A 22,231-nucleotide genomic window follows, 5' to 3' on the forward strand; every position below is an offset into this window, starting at 1 on the left:
TCAGACCAGTGCCAGACCCGCATCGGTGACGCCGACGCTGGAAGCTTCATGCTCCGGCCCCAGCAGCATCTCGTTGTGCGCGGCCCCGCTGGGGATCATCGGGTAGCAGTTCTCCGCCTGATCGACGGCGATGTCGGCGATCACCGCGGTTGGGCAATCCAGCATGGCGTGGATTACCGCATCCAGTTCATCGACCGTCCGCGCCCGCATCCCGGTGGCATGGAACGCGTCCGCCAGCTTGACGAAGTCGGGCAGCGCCGCGGAGTAGGTTTCCGAGTAACGACTGCCGTGCAGCAGTTCCTGCCACTGCCGCACCATGCCCATGTACTGGTTGTTCAGAATGAACACCTTTACCGGCAGACGATACTGCGCCAGCGTCCCCATCTCCTGGATGTTCATCAGGATCGAAGCCTCGCCGGCGATATCCACCACCAGCGCGTCGGGGTGGGCGATCTGCACCCCCATCGCCGCCGGCAAGCCATAGCCCATGGTGCCAAGTCCGCCGGAGGTCATCCAGCGGTTTGGTTTTTCGAAGTGGAAATGCTGCGCGGCCCACATCTGGTGCTGGCCGACCTCGGTCGTGATGAAGGTCTCCCGGCCGCGCTGACGGGTGATCTCCATCAGGCGCTGGATGGCATACTGCGGCTTGATGATGCCGCCGCGCTGCATGTCCTGGCTGAATTTCAGACAGTCCTTGGCACGCCAGATGTCGATCTGCCGCCACCAACTGGTGATCGCCGCGGTGTCCGGCACCGTGGGATCGGCATCCCACGCATCCAGCAGCGCGGTCAGCGCTCGGCCGGCATCCGCCATGATCGGCACCTCGACCGGGACGTTCTTGTTGATGGACGAGCCATCGATGTCGATGTGGATCTTTCGCGAGTCCGGGCTGAAGGCGTTCAGGCGCCCAGTTACCCGGTCATCGAACCGCGCCCCCACCGCCAGCAACACGTCGCAGCCATGCATCGCCATGTTCGCCTGATAGGTTCCATGCATGCCCAGCATGCCAAGGAACTGAGGGTCGCTGGCGGGATAGGCGCCCAGGCCCATCAGCGTGTTGGTGACCGGGAAGCCGGCCAGGCGCGCCAGCCGCGTCAGGGCCGCGGCAGCCTCCGGCCCAGCGTTGATGACGCCGCCGCCGGTGTAGATCATCGGCCGCTTCGCCTGCTTCAGCAGGGCCACGGCCTTGGCGATCTGATCCGGATCAGGCTCGGTGCGCGGCCGGTAGCTGGGATGCTGGGCCGCCGGCTCCGCATAGGGCGCCGGGTTAATCATGATGTCCTTCGGCAGGTCCACCACCACCGGGCCCGGCCGGCCGCTGCGGGCGACGTAGAAGGCTTCATGCACCACCCGCGCCAGATCCTCGCCGCGCTTGACCAGGTAGTTATGCTTGGTCGCGGGACGGGTGATGCCCGTGGTGTCGGCTTCCTGGAAGGCGTCGTTGCCGATCAGATGGGTCGCCACCTGTCCGGTCATGCAGACCACCGGGATGCTGTCCATCAGCGCATCGACCAGGCCGGTCACCGCGTTCGTGGCACCTGGCCCGGAGGTCACCAGCACGACGCCCACCCGGCCGGTGGAGCGGGCGTAGCCCTCGGCCGCATGCACCGCCGCCTGTTCATGCCGCACCAGAACGTGGCGAATGGCGTTCTGCTGGAACAGCGCATCGTAGATCGGCAAGACGGCCCCGCCGGGATAGCCGAAAATGACCTCCACGCCCTGATCCTTGAGCGCGCGTAGAAGGATTTCTGCTCCCGACTGGGAAATGTCCGCCGACATCTGACCGGCTCCTGTTGCTGAAAGTGAGCGTGACGGATAGGCCGCTTGAAGCGGTGGGTCAACCGCCATCTTCAATAAACATGAACAAATCCTGGCGTTCTCTTTCCGAAAATTGCGTCAAATCCATGAATCGCGCACGGATGATGTGCATGCGGGTCTGCTCTGCGAGCGTGTGATGGCGGAACCACGTCGCCTGGCGCTTGGTGTACTGGCCGGTGACCTGTTCCGTGCGGTGGCGGGCCTCATCCAGCGACAGCACGCCGCGCAGATGCGCTGAAAGCTCCGGCACGCCGTGGGCGCGCATCGCCGGCAGGGCGGGATCAAGATCCAGGGCCAGCAGCGAGCGCACCTCCGCCAACGCGCCCTGCCGCAGCATGACATCGAAACGGCCTGCGATGGCGCCACGCAAGGCGTCTCGCGGCGGATCGAGCAGGATAGCGGAGAACCGCCAGGGCGCCGGCGTCGCACGCCGTGTCTGCCAGGCGGCGAGACCGGTTCCGGTGCCGCGCCAAACCTCCCACGCACGGGCAACGCGCTGGCTGTCCTCGGGTTTCAGCCGGGCGGCGGTGGCCGGATCGACCCTTGTCAGGCTGGCATGCAGGGCAGCGGAACCTTGCGCCTGGAGCAGGCGGCGGGCTTCGGTCCGGGCGTCCGGACCGGGATCCGGTACATCGGCCAGGCCGCCGGTCAGGGCGGCGAAATACAGGCCGCTGCCGCCGGTCAGGATCGGGCGGCGGCCGGCGGCGTGGGATTGTCGCATCGCCGCCAGCGCTTCGTAGCGCCACCAGGCCACGCTGCCGGCTTCCGCCGCGGCGCGAACACCATACAGTCGATGCGGGATGCGGTCTTCCTCGGCCACGGTGGGGCGGGCGGTGAGAATCCGCAGTTCCCTGTACACCTGCATCGAGTCGGTGTTGATGATCGTCCCGCCGATGCGTTCGGCGATCGCCAGCGCCAGCGCGGACTTGCCGCTGGCGGTTGGCCCGGCGATCAGCAGCGCGGGTGGTGTGGTGGTCATCACCGCCGTCGGTGTGATTGGCATCGCCGCAAAAGATCAGGCCGCCAAGGCGTGGATGACAGGTTAAAAGAACAGGCGGTACGGCGCCAAGGTTCCGGTTTCGCTGCGCACGTAGAACTGCTTGCCTGCTTCGGTTTCCTCGATCAGCGCTTCGTACAGCCGCAGGGCGTTCTTCACCACTTCCGCATAGGACGCCGCTTCGGTCTTCAGCTTCAGGATGTTCAACCGCTCCATGGAGCGCGGCGGCAGGTCAAACTGAACGCGGTTCTTCGGCACCTTCAGCCTGGCATCCGCCGGATCGTTGGTCTTGGCGTCTGGGTCGGAAGACAATGCTCCGGTCGAAAATTGCAGGGTCGTCATCGCCTATCCTTTCCCGCTGAGCCAAAATAGTGCGTCACCAACGCGCCGAGCATCGGGCCGGCCACTGCCCAAACGATTTCGACAGCGGCGTAGCTGCCGGTTGCCAAGCCATAGGCTCCGGTGACCGAGACAGCCCCACCCGCGCCCACCGCGATGACCCGCGACAGGAAGCCGCGCGTCCGGGCGTCGATGACATGGACTTCATGCAGTTCGAAGTCCATGCCGATGCGCGGCTGGAACCGTGGTTCCGATGTCCGCGACCGCATCCAGGACCTGTCCCACATCTGCCTTGCTCCAGCGAAAGAGACGCGCGTAGAACAAGAGGCTGAAGGAACGATTAACGCCGGCACTAGATTTGATCGCAGGTGTTAACTAATGCCTAGGCAAAAGATTTGCAAGGTTATTATGAGGCAATTTGCCTCATGATCCACTCGCACCAGCCGAAAGTCCGCTTGCACGGCGGAGAACCCGCTGCCAGGGTCTGGCCTCGGCATGACCTACATCCTCACCGTGATCGCCCAGCGCGAGGCGACCAGCCTGACACCCGCCCTGATCAACCAGATCCGCAACGCGGTGCACGGCGCCCCGCCGATGATCCTGTCACCAGGGGAAGCCGCCGATATCCCGCTTGCCGCGCCGCCCGACCCGGCCGTTCTGACCGAGGTGCTGCATGGTCAGCCGATCGACGCCATCACGGTAAAGCCGCGCGGCCGGCGCAAGGCGTTGCTGGTCGCCGACATGGACAGCACGATGATACAGGGCGAGACGCTGGACGAACTGGCGGGGCTCGCCGGCATCGGTGCGTGGGTCGCTGCGATCACCGCGCGGGCGATGAACGGCGAACTGGAATTCAAGGCGGCGCTGCGGGAACGCGTGGCAATGCTGAAGGGCCTGCCGCTCGACGCGCTGGAACGCACCTGGAAGCGCGTGCGGCTGACCCCGGGGGCGCGGGAGCTGGTGGCGACAATGCGGGCGCGGGGGGCGCTGACGGCCTTGGTGTCCGGCGGGTTCTCGTATTTCACCGGCAAAGTGGCGGCGGAGCTGGGATTTCAGTCGCACCGTGCCAACACGCTGCTGGACGATGGCGCGGCGCTGACCGGGGGCGTGGCGGAGCCGATCCTGGACCGCGACAGCAAGCTGGCGGCGTTGCACGAACTGGCGGCACAACGCGGGGTCAAGCTGTCCGCCACGTTGGCGGTTGGTGATGGCGCCAACGACCTGGATATGCTGCTCGCCGCCGGACTGGGCGTGGCTTTCCACGCCAAGCCGATCGTGGCGCGGGCGGCGCGGGCCAAGGTGGACCACGCCGGCCTGAGGGCGTTGCTGTTCGCGCAGGGTTATCCGGCCTCGGCGTTCGTGACGGAATAGCCGGTGCGGACGATCAGCCGGTCGCGACGATGAACAGCCGAGGAAATGGCAGCAGCACCGAACCATCCGGCAACGTCGGATAGGCGTCGGCCAGGCCGTCGCGATAGTCCGCCAGGAACGCCGACGCCTCGGCTGGATCCAGCGGCGCCAGGAAGGGCCGCAGCCCGCTGCCCTTGAACCACTCCACCACCGCGTCCGTCCCGCCGGTCAGCACATGGTGATAGGTGGTCAGCCACACGTCGACGCGCGCCGCATGCGGACGCAGCAGGCGGTAGTACCAGGAGGCGTCGTGCCGGCTGGCGCGTGCGCCGGCGGCGCCCGCGAGCTTCGCCGCCCAGGGCCCACTTGCCGCGACCTGGCGCATCAACCGGTGCGCCGGTTCCTCCAGGTTGTCCGGCATCTGCACGGCCAGGCTGCCGCCCGGGGCAAGCCTGGCGATCAGGCGCGGCATCAGGGCCTCGTGATTCGGCAGCCATTGCAGGACGGCATTCGCCAGGATCACATCGTAACGCTCAGGCGGATCCCAGGCTTCCAGTCCGCCCAACGCGAAGCGCAGCGCCGGCAGCCGCTGGCGTGCCGCCGCGACCATATCGGGGGAGCTGTCAAGACCGGTTACCTGAGCGGCAGGGAAACGCGCCGCCAGAACCTCGGTCGAGTTGCCTGGGCCGCAGCCCAGGTCGATCGCGTGGCGGGCATCAGTGGCCGGCACCGCGGCCAGCAGGTCACGCACCGGGCGGGTGCGTTCCGTTTCGAAGTTGACGTATTGTTTGGCGGACCAACTCATGCGCGGGACCTTTTCGGTTTGAGCCGGTCTACCACGGTCAGATCACGCCGCCGAGACGCAGCGCGTTCCGTTCCGCCGGAGAAAATTCCAGCTCCGCCAGGATCGCCTCGCTGTGTTCGCCCAGCGCGGGGGCCGCACTGCGCACCTGACAGGGCGTGGCGGAGAACTTCATCGGAAAGCCGAGCATCTGGATCAGGCCGTGGACGGGGTGCGGGACGTCGAGGACCATGTGCTGTGCGATGATCTGCGGGTCCTGGAAGACATCGGCGACGCTGTGCACCGGCCCACAGGGGACGCCGGCGGCGTTCAGGGTCTCCACCCAGAAGGCGCTGGTGTTGGCGGCCAGCCTGCCGCCGACGATGGCATTGATGCGCGCCCGATTGGCGACCCGCGCGTCCTGCGTCGCGTATAGCGGATCGGTCTTCAGGCCGGGCTCGTTCAGGGCATCGGCCAGCCGGCGAAAGAATGCATCGTCCGCCGGAGCCAGCGCGATCTGTCCGTCCCGGGTCGGGAACAGCCCGTAGGGTGCGGCGATCGGATGGTCATTGCCGCTGCGCGCCGGGGCGGCGCCGGTGGCGAAGTAGTTGGTGGCGATATAGGCCAGCAGGCTCACCATGCCGTTGGTCAGACTGACCTCGGTGCGCTGTCCCTGCCCAGTCTGGCGCGCATGCAGCACGGAGGCGGTGATGCTCAGCGCCGCGTACAGCCCGGCGATCAGGTCGCTGATCGGCAGGCCGGAGCGCAGCGGCGGGTCGTCGGGGCCGCCATTGACGCTCATGAAGCCGCTCATGGCCTGGGCGATGAAGTCGAAGGCGGGGCGGTCGCGGTAGGGTCCGGTGCTGCCGAAGCCGTTGATCGAGCAGATGACCAGGGGCGGCCGTAGTTCCTTCAGGCGCGCTTCGGTGAACCCCATGCGCGCCAGTACGCCGGGCCGAAAATTCTCCACCAGGACATCCGACCGCTCGATCAGGCGGGCCAGGACGTCCCGCGCCTCCGGCTTGCGCAGGTCGAGGCGGATCGAGCGCTTGTTGCGGTTGAATTGGGCGAAGTACCAGGACAGGCCGTTCTTGATCGCGCCCTGGCGGCGGACCGGATCGCCCTCCGGCGCTTCGACCTTGATGATACGCCGGGCCATTCTCCACCAGGACATCCGACCGCTCGATCAGGCGGGCAGGACGTCCCGCGCGGTGCGCAGGTCGAGGCGGATCGAGCGCTTGTTGCGGTTGAATTGGGCGAAGTACCAGGACAGGCCGTTCTTGATCGCGCCCTGGCGGCGGACCGGATCGCCCTCCGGGTCGATGTCGGCACCCATGTCGCCGAGCAGGGCGGTGCAAAACGGGCCGGACAACACGCGCGTCAGGTCGAGGACCCGGAGTCCGGTCAGCGGCATGGGGGGTTCCTTTTGGACAGGCTGGGATCGGCAGGCGGAGTCTGATCGCAGTGTTCTCGGAACAGGGAACTTATCCGGTTGATCGCGGTCAAGAGCTCGGTGCAAGAGGGTTACTATGTAACGTTCCGCGCGAGCGGCAGGCCGTGTGGTTTTGGGCGTCCAGACCCACAGTAACTGGACCGACAGTAAAATGCTTAAAGATTCACTTGGGTGTTCATGACGCCGCAGGCTTTGCGCCAGGCCCGGCCGTCATGCTCTGGTCTGTATGCCGCCGGCCTCCCATACTGCTGCCAGCAGCGCCACCCGCCGGAGTTCCCATGCCCATAACCTGCATCCGCAACGCCGCCTGGATCATCGCCTGGGACCCCGCCGCCGCCCGCCATGCCTACCTGCGCGACGCCGACCTTGTTTTCGAAGCCGACCGCATCAGCTTCATCGGCCGCCTCTATACTGGCCCCTGCGACACGGAGATCGACGGCAGGAACCGCATGGTCATGCCCGGTCTGGTGGACATCCACGCCCACCCCAGCACCGAGCCTTTCTTCCGCGGCATTCGCGAGGAACATGGCCTGCCCACCATGTTCATGTCCGGCCTGTATGAGCGCGGCTTCGCCTTCCGCCCCGACGCGGCAGGCCGCTACGCCGGCAAGACCACCGCCTATTGCGAGATGCTTCTAACCGGCATCACCTCGATCGCCGACCTGTCCGGCATCGACCAGGGCTGGATCGACCTCGCCGCCCGTTCCGGCCTGCGGGTGTTCCTCGCCCCCAGCTACGCCTCCGCCACCTGGCACCTGGAGAACAACTGGCAACTGAAGTATGCCTGGGACGAACCAGCCGGCCGCCGCGGCCTCGACGCCGCGTTGAAATTGATCGACGCGGCACAGGCCCATCCCAGCGACCGACTGTCCGGCATCCTCTCCCCCGCTCAGATCGACACCTGCACCGCCGACCTGCTGCGCGACAGCCACGACGCCGCGCTCAGCCGGAACCTGCCGTTCACCACCCACTGCGCGCAGAGCGTCAACGAGTTCAACGAGATGACCCACCGCCACGGCATCACCCCGGTGCAGTGGGCGAACGACATCGGCATCCTCGGCCGCAACACCGTCCTCGGCCACGCCATCTTCATCGATGAGCATTCCTGGCTGCACTGGCACACCCGCCGGGACCTCGACATCCTGGCCGGGACAGGCACCTCGATCGCCCACTGCCCATCGCCCTTCGCCCGCTACGGGCAGACACTGGAAGACTTCGGGCGCTACAGGCGGCAAGGCGTCAACATTGGCATGGGCACCGACGTCGCCCCGCACAACCTGATCGAGGAGATGCGCCTCGCCGCCACCCTGGCCCGTATCGCCGCCGAGGATATTACGACAACCAGCCTTTCCGACGTCTTCCATGCCGCCACCGCCGGCGGCGCCCAGGCGCTCGGCCGCACCGACATCGGTCGGCTGGAACCGGGCGCCAAGGCGGACCTGGTTCTGGTGGACCTGAAGAACCCGTGGATGATGCCGGCGCGCGATCCGCTGCGCTCGTTGGTCTACACCGCCGCGGATCGAGCGATCGAGACGGTATTCATCGACGGCCGGATGGTGGTGGAGCACGGCAAGGTGCTGACAATGGACCACGCCGCGGCGCTGGAGGCGTTGACCGACGCACAGGCCCGCATGATCGCCGAGGTGCCGAACCACGACTGGGCGCGGCGCGGCGCCGACGACCTGACGCCCGCAAGCCTGCCGATGCTGCCCGGCTTGAACTAGCGACGCTTGAACCGGCGCGCCCCGAATAGGCGATGGGTAAACGCGCCCTGAAAGGGCGACGGTTGAACCGGCATCCCTACCCGCCGCACGGAATTTATGTAAAACCCCGTTACATGAGCTGGTCCGACCCCACTGATGGCGCTCCGGGACGCCGCGGCTACCACCACGGCAACCTGCGTGAAGCGCTGATCGAGGCGGCGCTGGCGCTGATCGGCAGCAAGGGCCCGGCCGGCTTCACCGTGGCCGAGGCCGCGCGCCTCGCCGGCGTCAGCCCCGCCGCCCCCTACCGCCATTTTCGTGACGCCGAGGCCATGCTGGCCGAAGTCGCCGTGCGCGGCTTCGACCGCTTTGCCGCGAAACTGGCGCAGGCCTGGGATGCCGGCCGGCCCGCCCCGGTGCGGGCGTTCGAGGACCTGGGACGCGCCTATCTGGCCTTCGCCCGCGACCAGACCGCCTATTACGCCGCGATGTTCGACTCGCACTTGCCGATGGAGAACCATCCCGGGTTGCAGGCCGCCAGCGACCGCGCCTTCGCCGTGCTGCGGGAGGCCGCCGATCAGGTCAGTGCCACCCTGCCGAAAGGCCGCCGCCCGCCATCGCTGATGATGGCGCTGCACCTGTGGGCGATGGCGCACGGTACCGCGTCGCTGTTCGTCCGCGACGGCCCCTCCCGCCGCAAGCTGCCGATGCCGCCGGAGGACCTGCTGGAAGCCGGCGTGCTGCTGTATCTGCAAAGCCTCGGCCTGGCGGGGGGGGAGTAATGTCGTCCGCTAAAACAGGCTCCTGGCGGCGAACATCTGGAAGCGTAAGGAAACTGATGTATATAGGCATGATGATCCGAGAACAGGCGCTGGCGATATTGCAGGCTCATGCACCGGAACTGCGTCGCCGCGGCGTCCTGCACGCCGGATTGTTCGGGTCGGTCGCACGCGATCAGGCGACTCCCGCAAGCGACATCGACATCTTGATTGACCTGATGCCGGACACACCAATCGGTTTGTTCGAGTACATCGCTATTACGCAATATCTTGGTGACCGTTTCCCGAACCGCGTGGACGTCGCGAACCGCGGTCGCCTCAAGGCGATGGTTCGGCCGACCGCCGAACACGATGCGGTTTATGCTTTCTGATCGGACGCGTCTGGCTCTGTTTGACATTCGCGACAACATCGCGCTCGCCCGGTCAATCGTCGGCGATCTGCCAGAGGCGACGTTTCGGGCCGACAAGCGAACCTTCTACGCGGCCGCCGTCGAAACCGACATCGCCGACCTGCCCCTACATAATCCCGACCCGACCGCTTGACGCGCGACTTCCTCTTCCCCAATGTAAATGTGTCTTACATTCACATGAGGCCCTCAATGGTGAGCGCTGCCAACCAAGATGCCTACGCCAACCCGGCCTGGGGCAATGCCCCCAACCGGCCATGGGGCGACCCGAACCCGTCCTGGCGCAACAGCCAGTACCAGGGTCCGCCCTCTGGTTCCCCCTGGGGCCCGCCGTTCTGGACTCCGGTCGGCATCAGCCGTCCGGCCGCCATCGCCTTCACCATCCTGGGTTTCATGTTCTGGTGGCCGGTCGGGCTGGCCATGCTGATCTATACATTGGGGAGTCGTCGCATGGGATGCTTCGGAGGTCGCCGCCGGGGAACCTATCAGGCGCAGGGTGGGCAGGACGCGCCGCCGTGGGCCGCCTGGAAATCCTGGGCCTGCGGCACCGGCGCCAACCGCGCCGGCCCGTCCAGCGGCAACCACGCCTTCGACGAGTACAAGGCGGAAACCCTCCGTCGCATGGAGGAAGAGCAGAAGGAATTCGGTTCGTTCCTCGAACGTCTGCGCTTCGCCAAGGACAAGGCCGAGTTCGACCAGTTCATGGCTGAACGCCGCGGCCGTCCGCCGATGCCCCCAGGCGAGGAGCAGCCCTCCACCTGACACGGCCGGATGATTTGCACGGCGGGGAATGCAGGGATCAACCGGCTTCCCCGCCGCCCGCCGGCAGCACAACGCGCCATGCTCCCGACCGGAGTTTGGCGCGTTGCTTGCTTTTGACCGTCCGCGACCCAGGTATGGCGCTGCGAAGACACGTCCGGGCATGTTCTACACGTGACCAGTCGCCGTTTCGGCTTTCCGCCCCGGCTCGGCTTGTCTAAGAGGCGCGGAACGGACAGCGAAGGGGATCATGACAATGGCCGGTATCGATATCCTGGCGTCAGCCTTCAACGGCGCCAATGCGGCTTTCCTCAGCGACCTCTATGCCCGCTGGGCAACCGATCCAGCTTCCGTCGATGCCAGCTACGCCGACCTGTTCGGCGCGATGAACGATGAGGCCCGCGCCGTGCTGGCGGATGCCGTCGGCGCATCCTGGGCACCCCGCTCGCCGTTCGCCGCCCACCCCGACAGTGCCCAAGCTACCGGCTTCACCCGACCAGTCGAGCCGGCAGCCGGCCGGTCCGACGAGCAGGTTCGCGCCGCCACCATCGCCTCCCTCCGCGCGCTGATGCTGATCCGCTCCTACCGCGTGCGCGGCCACCTGCAGGCCCGCCTCGATCCCCTCGGCCTGGTCATCCCGGCGCACCACGCGGAACTTGACCCGCTGTCGTATGGCTTCACCGAGGCCGACATGGACCGGCCGATCTTCATCGACAACGTCCTCGGCCGCGACACCGCCACGCTGCGGGAGATCATGCACGTCCTCCGCCAGAGCTATTGCGGTCCGATCGGCGTGGAGTTCATGCACATCCAGGATCCTGGCCAGAAATCTTGGATCCAGCGCCGCATGGAAGGCGCGCCCTGGCTGACCGACCTTGGCGCCGACGACAAGCGCACCGTGCTGCGGCATCTGACCGAGGCCGAGGCGTTCGAGGTGTTCTGCCAGAAGCGCTACGTCACCACCAAGCGCTTCGGCCTGGAAGGCGGCGAGGTCACCATTCCCGCGCTGCACGCGATGATCGATGTCGCCGCCGCCGGCGGGGTGAACGAGGTCGCCATCGGCATGCCGCACCGCGGCCGGCTGAACACCCTGGTCAACATCGTCAAGAAGCCGCTGACCGCCCTGTTCAGCGAATTCGGCGGCGAAAGCTTCAAGCCGGAGGACGTGCAGGGCTCCGGCGACGTGAAGTACCACCTCGGCACCTCCACCGATGTAGAGATCGCCGGTCGCAGCGTGCACCTGTCGCTGCAACCCAACCCGTCGCATCTGGAAGCGGTCGATCCGGTCGTCATCGGCAAGGTGCGGGCGCGCCAGGATACCGGCGGCGATACGCAGAAGCGCAGCACGGTCATGGCGATCCTGATGCACGGCGACGCCGCCTTCGCCGGCCAGGGCCTGGTCTACGAGACCCTGGCGATGAGCCAGTTGATCGGCTACCGCACCGGCGGCACCATCCATCTGGTCGTCAACAACCAGATTGGCTTCACTACGGTGCCGGCGCACGCCTACTCGGGTCTGTATTGCACCGATGTCGCCAAGTCGATCCAGGCGCCGATCCTGCATGTCAACGGCGACGACCCGGAAGCGGTGATCTTCTGCGCCCGCATGGCCGCCGAGTACCGCATGACATTCGCCAGCGACATCGTGCTGGACATCGTCTGCTATCGCCGGCACGGCCACAACGAAACCGACGAACCGGCCTTCACCCAGCCGCTGATGTACCAGGCGATCAACCGGACCCGGACCACCCGCACGCTTTACGCCGAGAAGCTGGCGGCCGAGGCCGTCGTGCCTACCATCGAATCAAAGGCGATGTGGGCCGACTTCACCAAGACGCTGGAAGACGCCAACGCCGCGGCAAAGTCCTACCGGCCGAACAAGGCCGACTGGCTGGAGGGTCACTGGGCCGGTTTTCATGCCGCCGAAGAGGACGAGATCGAGCGCACCGAGAACCCGACGGCGCTGTCCGAGGCGACGCTGAAGCAGGTCGGTGCCGCCTTGGCGCATGTGCCGGACGGCTTCAACCTCAATCCCAAGATCGCCCGCCAGCTCGAGGCCAAGGCGCAGATGTTCGCCACCGGCCAGGGCATCGACTGGGCAACCGGAGAGGCGCTGGCCTTCGGCGGCCTGCTGCTGGAACGCAGCCGCGTCCGCCTGTCGGGCGAGGACACCCAGCGCGGCACCTTCAGCCAGCGCCACGCCGTGCTGATCGACCAGGTCAACCAGAACGAGTACATCCCGCTGAATAACATCGCCGTGGACCAGGCGAGGATCGAGATCTACAACTCGCTGCTCTCGGAAGCCGGCGTGCTGGGCTTCGAATATGGCTATTCACTGGCCGATCCGCGCAGCCTGGTGCTGTGGGAAGCCCAGTTTGGCGACTTCGCCAACGGCGCCCAGGTGATCATCGACCAGTTCCTGGCCAGCGGCGAGACCAAGTGGCTGCGCATGTCTGGCCTGGTGCTGCTGCTGCCGCACGGCTATGAAGGCCAGGGCCCCGAGCACTCCTCCGCCCGGATCGAGCGCTACCTGCAGCTTTGCGCCGAACGCAACATGTATGTCTGCAACCTGACCACCCCGGCGAACTACTTCCACGCCCTGCGCCGCCAGTTGCACCGCAACTTCCGCAAGCCGCTGATCGTGTTCGAGCCAAAGTCGCTGCTGCGGCACAAGCTGGCGGTGTCTTCGCTGGCCGACATGGCCGAGGGCAGCCGGTTCCGGCACGTGATCCCGGAAATCGATCCGATCGCGCCGCCCGACCAGGTGCGCCGCGTCGTGCTCTGCTCCGGCAAGGTCTACTATGATCTGCTGCAGGAAAGGCGGGCCAAGGAGATCAGTGACGTCGCCATCATCCGGCTGGAGCAGCTCTATCCGTTCCCGGAGATTACCCTCGGCCGGACCCTGGCGCCTTACCTCAACGCCGATGTCGTCTGGTGCCAGGAAGAACCCGAGAACATGGGCGGCTGGAGCTTCGTCGACCGGCGGATCGAGAAGGTGCTGATGCGCCTGGACAGCAAGGTCCGCCGCCCGGCCTATGTCGGGCGGGAAGCCGCCGCTAGCCCGGCGACCGGACTCGCCCGCACCCACATGATGGAGCAGGCGCGGCTGGTGGCCACGGTGCTCGGGATCGGCTAGAGCATGGTGGCGCTGGCGGAACGCCAACCGCGCGCGTCAATCATGCGATCGAGCAAGTTACTCAACCGCCCCATCCGCCGCCGTTGATCCACCGCTTGGAGACATACCGCCGTGTCGACTGAAATCATCGTGCCCACCTTGGGCGAAAGCGTCACGACCGCGACCGTCGCGCGCTGGATCAGGCAGCAAGGTGAGGCCGTGGCGGCGGATGAACCGCTGGTCGAACTGGAGACCGACAAGGTCACGGTCGAGGTCAATGCCCCCGCCGGCGGGGTTCTGGCGTCCATCGCCGTGCCGGAAGGCACCGAGGTCGAGGTCGGCGCGCTGCTGGGTCTGCTTGAAGGCGCCGGCGCGGCGGCGGCATCAAAGCCGTCAGCGGCTCCGCCGAAACCATCGGAGGCCACGCCGAAACCGACCGAGCCACGCCCCGACCCGGTCGGGATCTATCCATCGCCAAAGCCGTCGGAGACCATTCCGAAACCGGCGGAGCCACGTCCCGCCGCCAACCCGCCCGCCGGCGTGAACCCGCCGCCACGACCGCTCGGCCCGGTGTCACGCCCGGCCCCCGCGCCGACTCATGCGCCCTTGCCGGCCGCCGCCAAGCTGATCGAGGAGAACAAGCTCGCCACCGCCGATCTTGGCGCCGGCGCCGGCAAGGACGGCCGCATCACCAAGGGCGACGTGCTGGCCTTCCTCAACCGCCCGGCCCCGACGCCACCTGCCCCGACACCGCCTGCCCCGGCCGCCAGGCAGCGCACCGAGGAGCCCCGCGAACAGCGCGTCAAGATGACCCGCCTGCGCCGCACCATCGCCCTGCGCCTGAAGGAAGCCCAGAACAACGCCGCCATGCTGACCACCTTCAACGAGGTGGACATGAGCGCGGTGATGGCCCTGCGCGCTGAATATCGCGACATGTTCGAGAAGAAGCACGGCGGCACCCGCCTCGGCTTCATGGGCTTCTTCGTCCGCGCCTGCTGCGTCGCGCTGAAGGAGTTCCCCGCCGTCAATGCCGAGATTGACGGCGACGACATCATCTACAAGAACTTCGTCCACATGGGCATCGCCGTCGGCGGCCCGTCCGGCCTGGTCGTGCCGGTCATCCGCGACGCCGACCAGCTTTCCCTTGCAGGCATCGAGAGCGCGGTCGCCACGTTTGGCCGGCAGGCACGCGATGGCGCGCTGAAGCTGGACGACCTGACCGGCGGCAGCTTTAGCATCACCAACGGCGGCATCTACGGTTCGTTGATGTCCACGCCGATCCTGAACCCGCCGCAGTCCGCCATCCTGGGCATGCACAAGATCCAGGAACGCCCGATGGTGGTCGCCGGCAAGATCGAGGTCCGGCCGATGATGTACCTGGCGGTGTCCTATGATCACCGCATCGTCGACGGCAAGGAAGCCGTGTCCTTCCTGGTCCGCGTCAAGGAAAGCATCGAGGACCCGCGGCGGCTGCTGCTGGATGTGTGATAGCGCCGTCGTGCCAAGCGGAGTGAGCTGCCGGCATCGGAGGAATGCTGGCTTGGTCAGGGTTCGGTTCTGTCCCTGCTTCTTGCCTTGGCGTCCAGAAATAGGTCGCCACTTTGCTTCTACTGACTGAATTACCCGGAGGTCGGAAGCAATGAGTGATGTGCCGATTGACCTGACGTGTCTCGCGCGCCAGCAGAGGCAGATCCTGACGGATCTAGGAAGTCTGCGCGAGGATATGTCAGTCCTGACGGCAATCGTGTTGCGCCAGGATGCGACGTCGCCTGCCCTGTTGACCGAGGTGCGGGCGATGCACTCGCAGCACGGACGCCTGGCGAACCGGGTTCGCGATCTGGAGGCGCAGCCGTGAGCAAACCGATCGAACCAGTTACCGTGGCTTCCACCCGCGGTTTCAGCAAACCGAGGACTGAATGAGCGACTCCTTCGATGTTATCGTTATCGGCTCCGGCCCCGGCGGCTATGTCTGCGCCATCCGCGCCGCCCAGCTTGGCCTCAAGGTCGCCTGCGTGGAAAAGCGCGCGACCCTGGGGGGCACCTGCCTGAACATCGGCTGCATTCCCTCCAAGGCGCTGCTGCAATCGTCGGAGGAGTTCGAGAAAGCCAATCATGCGCTGAAGGACCACGGCGTGCTGGTCGATAACGTCCGGCTGGACCTGGCCCGCATGCACGCCCGCAAGAACGAGGTCGTGACCGCCAACACCAAGGGCGTTGAATTCCTGTTCCGCAAGAACAAGGTCACCTGGCTGAAGGGCGCCGGCCGCATCACCGCGCCCGGCGCGGTGGATGTCGACGGCACCAGCTACACCACGAAAGCCATCGTCATCGCCACCGGCAGCGAAAGCGTACCGCTGCCCGGCGTGACGGTGGACGAGAAGCGGATCGTCACCTCCACCGGTGCGCTGGAACTCGACGAGGTACCTGGGCATCTGGTGGTGGTCGGCGGCGGCGTCATCGGGCTGGAGCTGGGCAGCGTCTGGTGTCGCCTGGGGGCGCAGGTCACCGTGGTGGAGTTCCTTGACCGCATCGTCCTGGGCACCGACAACGAGGTCGCCACGATGTTCCAGCGCATCCTGCAAAGGCAGGGATTGAAGTTCCGGCTCGGCAGCAAGGTCAGCGGCGCCTTCGCCGACGCGGACGGCGTCAGCCTGACAATCGAGCCGGCCAAGGGCGGTGCGGCCGAAACCCTTCAGGCCGACATCGTCCTGGTCGCCATTGGCCGGCGAGCGTACACCGAGGGTCTGGGCCTGGAGGCACTGGGCGTCGAGATCGATGACCGCGGGCGGGTCAAGGTCGATCGCCGGTATGCCACCAACGTGCCCGGCATCCACGCCATCGGCGACGTGATCGCCGGCCCCCAGCTAGCTCACAAGGGCGAGGACGAAGGCGTCGCGGTGGCGGAAATCCTCGCCGGACAGGCCGGCCATGTGAACTATGCCGCCATCCCCAACGTGGTCTACACTTGGCCGGAAGTCGCCTCGGTCGGCCAGACCGAGGAAGAGCTGAAGGCCGCCGGCGTGGCCTACTCGGTCGGCAAGTTCCCGTTCACCGCCAACGGCAGGGCGCGGGCGATGGGCGATACGGATGGCTTCGTGAAGATCCTGGCGGACAAGACGACCGACATGGTGCTGGGCGCTCACATTATCGGCCCCGACGCCGGCACGCTGATCGCCGAACTGGCCACCGCGATCGAATTTGGCGCCTCGGCCGAGGATGTCGCGCGCATCAGTCATGCACATCCGACGCTCAGCGAGGCGGTGAAGGAAGCGGCCCTGGCAACCGAAGGGCGCGCACTGCATATCTGACCAATGAAATCCGCGGCGACGAGACCCCTGGCGTTGACGAAACCCCTGGCTTTGACAATGGGCGACCCGGCCGGCATCGGCGGCGAGTTGACGCTGCGGGCATGGCTGGCGCTGCGCGGCCGCGGACCGGCGTTCATCGCGCTGGATGATCCCGGCCGGCTGGCGGATCTGGCTTTGGGCCTGGGGCTGACGGTGCCGATCCACGTCATGCGGGACGCCGCCGCCGCGACCGAGGTGTTCGGTTCGGCGTTGCCCGTGCTGCCGGTGGCGCTGGCGGCATCGCCGGTCCCTGGCCAGCCGGACCCGGCCAATGCACGGGCCGTTGTCGGCTCCATCGAACGCGCCGCCGAACTGTGCCTGCACGGCGATGCCGGCGGCGTCGTCACCAACCCGATCAACAAGGCGGCGCTGTACCAGTCCGGCTTCGCCTATCCTGGCCATACCGAGTTCCTCGCCGCGCTGACCGGTGCTACCGGCCGTCAGATCATGATGCTGGCCAGCCCGATGCTGCGGGTCGTGCCGGTGACGGTGCATGCCTCATTGCGCGATTCCATCGCCATGCTGACCAGCGGGATGATCACTGCCGCCGCCCGCACGACGCAGGCAGCGCTGCGGCGGGATTTCGGCATCGTCGCTCCTCGGTTGGCGGTCGCCGGCCTCAATCCGCACGCTGGGGAACAAGGCGCGCTGGGGGGCGAGGAAACCAGCCTGATCCAGCCGGCGATCGACACGCTGCGGTCGGAAGGGATTGATGTCTCCGGCCCCTGGCCGCCGGACACCATGTTCACGCCCGGCGCCCGTGCGCGCTACGATGTCGCGATCTGCATGTATCATGACCAGGCGCTGATCCCGCTGAAGACGCTGGACATGGATCACGGGGTCAATGTCACGCTGGGACTGCCGATCGTGCGCACCTCGCCCGACCATGGCACGGCGTTTGACATTGCTGGCAAGGGTGTGGCCGATCCGGCCAGCTTGATTGCGGCGATTGAACTGGCGGGGAGGTTGGCGGAGCGGCGGTCGGCTGGCTGATCGGTTGGTGATGGAGTGACGAATAAGTTAAAAGATATACGGAATACATCAATTGAGGGCGCAGCACAGATCCATCGTACTCTGCCATTTCACTGCTTCAGCTTATCGACCAGCAGGCGTAGTGCATCCATTGTCTGCCTATCAGAATTGGCAATAGCGCCTACATTTACCTGCATCATAAGTAAGTAGTGGCTGAATAAGATCACTGTTGTTACGGAAAAAAACATTGAACAACTTAACGCATAAGCAACTATTTGAGTTCTTCCGGCAGCGCCGGGAGAGCGCAAGAATGCTATAGTTGAGCACTGCTGTCCGGTTTATTGACTAGGTTTGATGCGGAACGCCAGGAGTTCCGCCGGTTTCCAGGCCAAAACGGGTGGTGTCGACTTGAACGGCGCGTGCGCACAGGCTGCCGGGCTTTTGCCCGGAGAGCGCCGTGTATGCAGGCCAGACCTTATTCGCCCAACTGATGGACTTCGTCCCCTGGACAACGTTTGCGCGGCTTGTCCAGCGCTATGCAGGCGACAAGGGCGTCAAGACCCTGACCTGCGCGGAGCAGTACCGTGCGATGGCTTTCGCGCAACCGACGTACCGCGAGAGCCTGCGCGACATCGAGACCTGTCTTTCGGCGCAGCCCGGCAAGCTCTATCACATGGGCTTCCGCGAGGTGGTCCGCCGCTCGACCCTGGCCGACGCCAACGAGACGCGGGACTGGCGCATCTACGCCGGCCTCGCGCAGACGCTAATCGTTCGGGCGCGAAAGCTCTACGCGGGCGAAGACCTGGGCCTGGACCTAAAGAACACCGTCTACGCCCTGGACTCGACCACGATCGACCTTTGCCTGTCGATGTTCCCCTGGGCGCATTTCCGCGCGACAAAATCGGCCGTCAAGATGCACACCTTGCTCGATCTGCGCGGCAACATCCCCAGTTTCATCCATATTTCCGACGGCAAGCTGCATGATGTGCACGCGCTCGACCTGCTGGTGCCGGAGCCGGGCGCAATCTACGTCATGGATCGGGGCTACATTGACTTCGCCCGGTTGCACCGGCTGCACCAGGCCGGCGCCTTTTTTGTGACCCGAGCGAAGTCCAACCTCAAGGCGCGCCGGATGTACTCGGCAACGGCGGAAAAAGCCGCGGGGATTGTCGCCGATCAAACGATTGCGCTGGACGGTGTCCGGTCCGGCCAAGACTATCCGACGCACATGCGACGCGTCCGGTTCAAGGACCCGGCAACCGGCGAGACGCTGGTATTCCTGACCAACCAAGCCGCGCTGCCGGCGCTCACGATCTGCAATCTCTACAAGAGCCGCTGGCAGGTGGAACTCTTCTTCAAATGGATCAAGCAGCACCTGCGGATCAAGCGGTTCTACGGCACCTCCAAGAACGCGGTCAAAACGCAGATCTGGATCGCCGTGTCGGTCTACGTGCTGGCCGCGATCATTCGCAAGCGGCTGGGGATCCAGGCGTCACTCTACACATTGATGCAGGTCTTTTCGGTGGCAATATTCGAAAAGATGCCAATTAAAACAGCGTTTTTATCGGAAGCCTACAGTTCCACTACCGCTACAGAAAATAACCAATTGAAATTGTTTAGCAATTGACCGGACAGTAGTGATAGTTGAGATAAAAAATGACACCGAGAACATGGCTATGGCCGCAAAGTCCAATCGTAGAAAACACGCTTCCATACCGCCCAAACTAAATAGGCCGTTCAACCCCAAAAGGGTTACATCTACCACGGCCTTTCGGCCTTCCGGTGTCTTCTGTTCGTTCAGGCGGCCGTTGATGAAAGTCAGCAACCCGCCGGAACACGCGAGCAGACCCGCCAGAATTGGCACAACAAGTTTCAGGCTTTCGTTATCCACTGCGGCGACTTCCCAAACATGGCTGACGTTCCAGCCTATTGCAGCTTCACGAGAGCAAGTAATTCAAGCCCGTTTTGCTATTCAATGCCGCGCCGGTTCGCGACAAGAATGCTGGCGGGATGATCCTCCGCTTTAAGACCGAAGGGTTCCACAATCACGCCAAGGTCTGCCCGACAACAACAGCAACGAACGTGAAATACCGCCCCTCCGCTAGCTACCGTAAGGTGACCGGTGGCTTCGCTCCAGTTGGGGCGCCGATCTGTTCGACACCTATCAAGCCATTAGAACGACGTTACAGGGCAAACCCGTGCTCGCATCAGCTTACGCAGATATCTACTACTGACTAAGTAGGGTGCGCATCTGCTTGATCCGTGTCGCTGCCAAATCTGCGGCCATCGCTGGATAGTTCATTCCTCCAAAAGCTTTTTTAGCCATTGACTTTGCCCAATCGGGCATTGCCCCCGAGTTATTAACGGCTGTATTTACGCCCTCTTTGTCAACCATATGCTGTGCTGGGTTGAGTAGACCGAGATAATCGAGCGCGTCAGTGATTGCGGTATTAATGATAGGATTGCAGTGGGCCCGCCAGCTCGACCATGTATCGGAACGTGCAAGTATGGCTCTTCTTGTGCCATCGATTCTGTATCGTCACCGGGCAAAGTGCGAATACGCTGGTTCCGTCACCATGAGCGGCACTTGTCGGATTAAGTCCTCGATGGATAATCGCATTGCGTAATTCGCGAACATATTCCCAGTTTCCAGTATCACCGAAACCACTCTCGATCCGGAAAATGAAGGCCTGCTGAGCCGCTTTGTCGTCCTTGAGATGATCGCTTACATGATCAAACGCACTGACAAGGTTGGTAAAATACAGGGCATGATACATCTGCACATCGAACAGATGCGAACCATGCGGACATGACTTAATCTTCTCCAGCGCCCAGTTTCGCGCTTCTAGATACCAAAGGAGGCCGCTAAAGAAGGCCAGATGGGGATCAGTCATGTTTACGATATCGTGTGTCCTTCCTAAAGCGTTCGCAAATGGACCCAATTCCTTCACGGTTGCCGCTTGGCCGGCCCAGGTGGCTGGCGACGCGCGGGTGCGACGCGCGGATACCGGTTGTGAGTGGACAGCCGACGATGCCGAGGACCAGCCACAGCGGGGCGAGAGTTCTAACTTGAGATATCTGCCAGCGTTGCTAGACTGACGGTTTTTGGGCTGGAGGCTGTAATGTCTGCGGATGGTTTGAACTGCAAGCAGTGCGGAGGATTGGACTACGTCAAGAGCGGCACGGTGCGCGGCCACCAGCGCTACCGGTGTCATCGCTGTGGCTGCAACTTCACCGATACCCCGTTGCGGGGCAAGCCGCCTGCGATGAAGGCGCTGGCTATGCTGCTGTATGGCATGGGCAACATGAGCTTTAGCATGATCGGACGCCTGCTGGGTGTCAGCGACGTGGCGGTGCTGAAGTGGGTGCGAGCCGAAGCCTCCGCCTTGCCGGAGCCTGAGGTAGCGGCGCAGGTGATCACGGTCGAGGCGGACGAGATGTGGCACTTCATCAAAAAAAGTCTGCCAAGCTGTGGGTCTGGCGCGCCTATGACGTTGATACACGCCGCGTTGTGGCCTGGGTTCTGGGTGGGCGTGATGATGCAACCTGCCGCCGCCTGCTCGACAAGGTCGGCCTGAGCGGCAAGACCTTCGTCACCGATGATTGGGAGGGTTACCACCGGCTGATCCCGGAGGATCAACTGTTCACCGGCAAGGACTTGACCTTCCCCATTGAGCAGGACAACAGCAACGTCAGGCATTATCTCGCTCGCTTTCGACGCAAGACCAAGGTCGTGTCCAAGTGTCCCACCATGGTCGATCTGTCACTGCGCCTGCTCCACCACCTGCAAGATCCGGAAAACTATGCCACTTATGCCAAGACGTTCTTGGCTATCTTTGGTTAGAACTCTCAGCGGGGCGTGAAAGTTGACTGAAAAGACGAAAATCCATGTGCCAAATCTCAAAAAGGCTCTGCCTAACATAAGCGAGTGGCAGCCAAATTTGACACGTCGGATCTCGCTGCAATAGAAAAATTGCCCGCCTCCAGCCTATCAACTGATTGATGGTTCTCTTGCTTTGAGAGATAAGTCACTTCTTTGTGAGGGCGCGTGCCAGACGACGATGCCATTCCCGCGCGCCGCGTAAGCCGCTCGTTCTTTGGTTTGCTCGTCCATCATGGCTACACATCGGCGCCCGGCTAGCCAACCATGCGTGGGACGGGGGCAAAGCGTCCACAGGAGCATCTCATAACTGGCCGTAGGCCGCACAACCGATTGGTTAGGCACCGCGAGCACAGCCCACGACATCCGCCAACGACTTTCGTAGACATTTAGCATTAGGTTCGACCTCATGTCCATACAACGTTATTAGTTGTTACGAACTTTATGCACATGCTTGAGTCCTCTTCGGCAACGGCCATAGCCATCCCATGGGCCCGGCTTGGCCGGTGCGGACGTGACTGAGGCCAACGA

General features: G+C 64.5%; 22 protein-coding genes. 14 read left to right on the forward strand and 8 right to left on the reverse strand.

Annotation, left to right across the window (positions count from 1 at the left end):
• The 4 genes from ACQY4S_RS16485 to ACQY4S_RS16500 are packed head-to-tail and all read right to left on the reverse strand — an operon-like array spanning nucleotide 1 to nucleotide 3,423.
• On the reverse strand, nucleotides 1-1,779 hold the full coding sequence (locus ACQY4S_RS16485) for an acetolactate synthase 3 large subunit (protein WP_428486324.1): 1,779 nt from the start codon (nucleotides 1,777-1,779) through the stop codon (nucleotides 1-3).
• Between the two features lie 58 nt (nucleotides 1,780-1,837).
• Complete coding sequence (gene miaA, locus ACQY4S_RS16490; RefSeq protein WP_428486325.1) at nucleotides 1,838-2,821, reverse strand: tRNA (adenosine(37)-N6)-dimethylallyltransferase MiaA; 984 nt, start codon at nucleotides 2,819-2,821, stop codon at nucleotides 1,838-1,840.
• A 39-nt stretch (nucleotides 2,822-2,860) separates the two neighbouring features.
• Entirely contained in the window at nucleotides 2,861-3,157 is a 297-nt protein-coding gene (locus ACQY4S_RS16495) for a hypothetical protein (protein ID WP_428486326.1), read from the reverse strand.
• Entirely contained in the window at nucleotides 3,154-3,423 is a 270-nt protein-coding gene (locus ACQY4S_RS16500; protein ID WP_428486327.1) for a hypothetical protein, read from the reverse strand. The genes ACQY4S_RS16495 and ACQY4S_RS16500 overlap by 4 nt, the downstream gene beginning before the upstream one ends.
• A 226-nt stretch (nucleotides 3,424-3,649) precedes the next feature.
• On the opposite strand from ACQY4S_RS16500, the gene serB reads away from it, so the two are divergent.
• Nucleotides 3,650-4,525 carry a phosphoserine phosphatase SerB gene (gene serB / locus ACQY4S_RS16505; protein ID WP_428486328.1) on the forward strand — a complete coding sequence of 292 codons (876 nt, stop codon included), beginning with the start codon at nucleotides 3,650-3,652 and terminating at the stop codon, nucleotides 4,523-4,525.
• Nucleotides 4,526-4,538: 13 nt separating this feature from the next.
• Here serB and tam read toward each other — a convergent pair whose 3' ends face one another.
• Genes tam through ACQY4S_RS16520 form a run of 3 tightly spaced genes read right to left on the reverse strand, consistent with a single transcriptional unit; the run spans nucleotide 4,539 to nucleotide 6,699 of the window.
• The gene (gene tam / locus ACQY4S_RS16510) at nucleotides 4,539-5,309 is read right to left on the reverse strand and encodes a trans-aconitate 2-methyltransferase (RefSeq protein ID WP_428486329.1); all 771 of its coding nucleotides are present in this window, start codon (nucleotides 5,307-5,309) and stop codon (nucleotides 4,539-4,541) included.
• A gap of 37 nt (nucleotides 5,310-5,346) precedes the next feature.
• On the reverse strand, nucleotides 5,347-6,444 hold the full coding sequence (locus ACQY4S_RS16515) for a CaiB/BaiF CoA transferase family protein (protein WP_428486330.1): 1,098 nt from the start codon (nucleotides 6,442-6,444) through the stop codon (nucleotides 5,347-5,349).
• A 27-nt stretch (nucleotides 6,445-6,471) separates the two neighbouring features.
• On the reverse strand, nucleotides 6,472-6,699 hold the full coding sequence (locus tag ACQY4S_RS16520; protein WP_428486331.1) for a CoA transferase: 228 nt from the start codon (nucleotides 6,697-6,699) through the stop codon (nucleotides 6,472-6,474).
• A gap of 317 nt (nucleotides 6,700-7,016) precedes the next feature.
• On the opposite strand from ACQY4S_RS16520, the gene ACQY4S_RS16525 reads away from it, so the two are divergent.
• The 11 genes from ACQY4S_RS16525 (at nucleotide 7,017) to ACQY4S_RS16575 (ending at nucleotide 19,447) form a co-directional block, all read left to right on the forward strand.
• Nucleotides 7,017-8,462: an amidohydrolase family protein gene (locus ACQY4S_RS16525; RefSeq protein ID WP_428486332.1), complete on the forward strand. Its 1,446-nt coding sequence runs from the start codon at nucleotides 7,017-7,019 to the stop codon at nucleotides 8,460-8,462.
• A 113-nt stretch (nucleotides 8,463-8,575) separates the two neighbouring features.
• Nucleotides 8,576-9,223, forward strand: coding sequence for a TetR/AcrR family transcriptional regulator (locus tag ACQY4S_RS16530; protein WP_428486333.1), 648 nt, complete (start codon nucleotides 8,576-8,578; stop codon nucleotides 9,221-9,223).
• Entirely contained in the window at nucleotides 9,223-9,591 is a 369-nt protein-coding gene (locus tag ACQY4S_RS16535) for a nucleotidyltransferase family protein (RefSeq protein ID WP_428486334.1), read from the forward strand. Before ACQY4S_RS16530 ends, ACQY4S_RS16535 begins: the two co-directional genes overlap by 1 nt.
• Nucleotides 9,581-9,763 carry a hypothetical protein gene (locus tag ACQY4S_RS16540; protein ID WP_428486335.1) on the forward strand — a complete coding sequence of 61 codons (183 nt, stop codon included), beginning with the start codon at nucleotides 9,581-9,583 and terminating at the stop codon, nucleotides 9,761-9,763. The genes ACQY4S_RS16535 and ACQY4S_RS16540 overlap by 11 nt, the downstream gene beginning before the upstream one ends.
• Nucleotides 9,764-9,819: 56 nt before the next feature.
• A complete protein-coding gene (locus ACQY4S_RS16545) occupies nucleotides 9,820-10,389 on the forward strand; it encodes a DUF2852 domain-containing protein (protein ID WP_428486336.1) in 570 nt (189 codons plus the stop codon).
• 253 nt (nucleotides 10,390-10,642) lie between these two features.
• A complete protein-coding gene (locus ACQY4S_RS16550) occupies nucleotides 10,643-13,522 on the forward strand; it encodes a 2-oxoglutarate dehydrogenase E1 component (protein ID WP_428486337.1) in 2,880 nt (959 codons plus the stop codon).
• Between the two features lie 111 nt (nucleotides 13,523-13,633).
• A complete protein-coding gene (odhB, locus tag ACQY4S_RS16555) occupies nucleotides 13,634-14,989 on the forward strand; it encodes a 2-oxoglutarate dehydrogenase complex dihydrolipoyllysine-residue succinyltransferase (protein ID WP_428486338.1) in 1,356 nt (451 codons plus the stop codon).
• 151 nt (nucleotides 14,990-15,140) lie between these two features.
• Nucleotides 15,141-15,356, forward strand: coding sequence for a hypothetical protein (locus tag ACQY4S_RS16560; RefSeq protein ID WP_428486339.1), 216 nt, complete (start codon nucleotides 15,141-15,143; stop codon nucleotides 15,354-15,356).
• A 61-nt stretch (nucleotides 15,357-15,417) separates the two neighbouring features.
• Nucleotides 15,418-16,809 (forward strand): dihydrolipoyl dehydrogenase, encoded by a 1,392-nt coding sequence (gene lpdA, locus ACQY4S_RS16565; RefSeq protein WP_428486340.1) that lies wholly within the window; start codon nucleotides 15,418-15,420, stop codon nucleotides 16,807-16,809.
• Nucleotides 16,810-16,812: 3 nt separating this feature from the next.
• Nucleotides 16,813-17,841, forward strand: coding sequence for a 4-hydroxythreonine-4-phosphate dehydrogenase PdxA (gene pdxA, locus ACQY4S_RS16570; protein ID WP_428486341.1), 1,029 nt, complete (start codon nucleotides 16,813-16,815; stop codon nucleotides 17,839-17,841).
• A 436-nt stretch (nucleotides 17,842-18,277) separates the two neighbouring features.
• On the forward strand, nucleotides 18,278-19,447 hold the full coding sequence (locus tag ACQY4S_RS16575; RefSeq protein WP_428484488.1) for an IS4 family transposase: 1,170 nt from the start codon (nucleotides 18,278-18,280) through the stop codon (nucleotides 19,445-19,447).
• An 823-nt stretch (nucleotides 19,448-20,270) separates the two neighbouring features.
• Here ACQY4S_RS16575 and ACQY4S_RS16580 read toward each other — a convergent pair.
• Entirely contained in the window at nucleotides 20,271-20,714 is a 444-nt protein-coding gene (locus ACQY4S_RS16580; RefSeq protein ID WP_428486342.1) for a hypothetical protein, read from the reverse strand.
• Nucleotides 20,715-20,942: 228 nt separating this feature from the next.
• On the opposite strand from ACQY4S_RS16580, the gene ACQY4S_RS16585 reads away from it, so the two are divergent.
• Nucleotides 20,943-21,398 carry an IS1/IS1595 family N-terminal zinc-binding domain-containing protein gene (locus ACQY4S_RS16585; RefSeq protein ID WP_428483389.1) on the forward strand — a complete coding sequence of 152 codons (456 nt, stop codon included), beginning with the start codon at nucleotides 20,943-20,945 and terminating at the stop codon, nucleotides 21,396-21,398.
• On the forward strand, nucleotides 21,332-21,664 hold the full coding sequence (locus ACQY4S_RS16590; RefSeq protein WP_428483390.1) for an IS1 family transposase: 333 nt from the start codon (nucleotides 21,332-21,334) through the stop codon (nucleotides 21,662-21,664). Before ACQY4S_RS16585 ends, ACQY4S_RS16590 begins: the two co-directional genes overlap by 67 nt.
• The last annotated feature ends 567 nt before the right edge of the window (nucleotides 21,665-22,231 follow it).

This window comes from Rhodopila sp. (assembly GCF_965276935.1).
Lineage (GTDB): Bacteria > Pseudomonadota > Alphaproteobacteria > Acetobacterales > Acetobacteraceae > Rhodopila.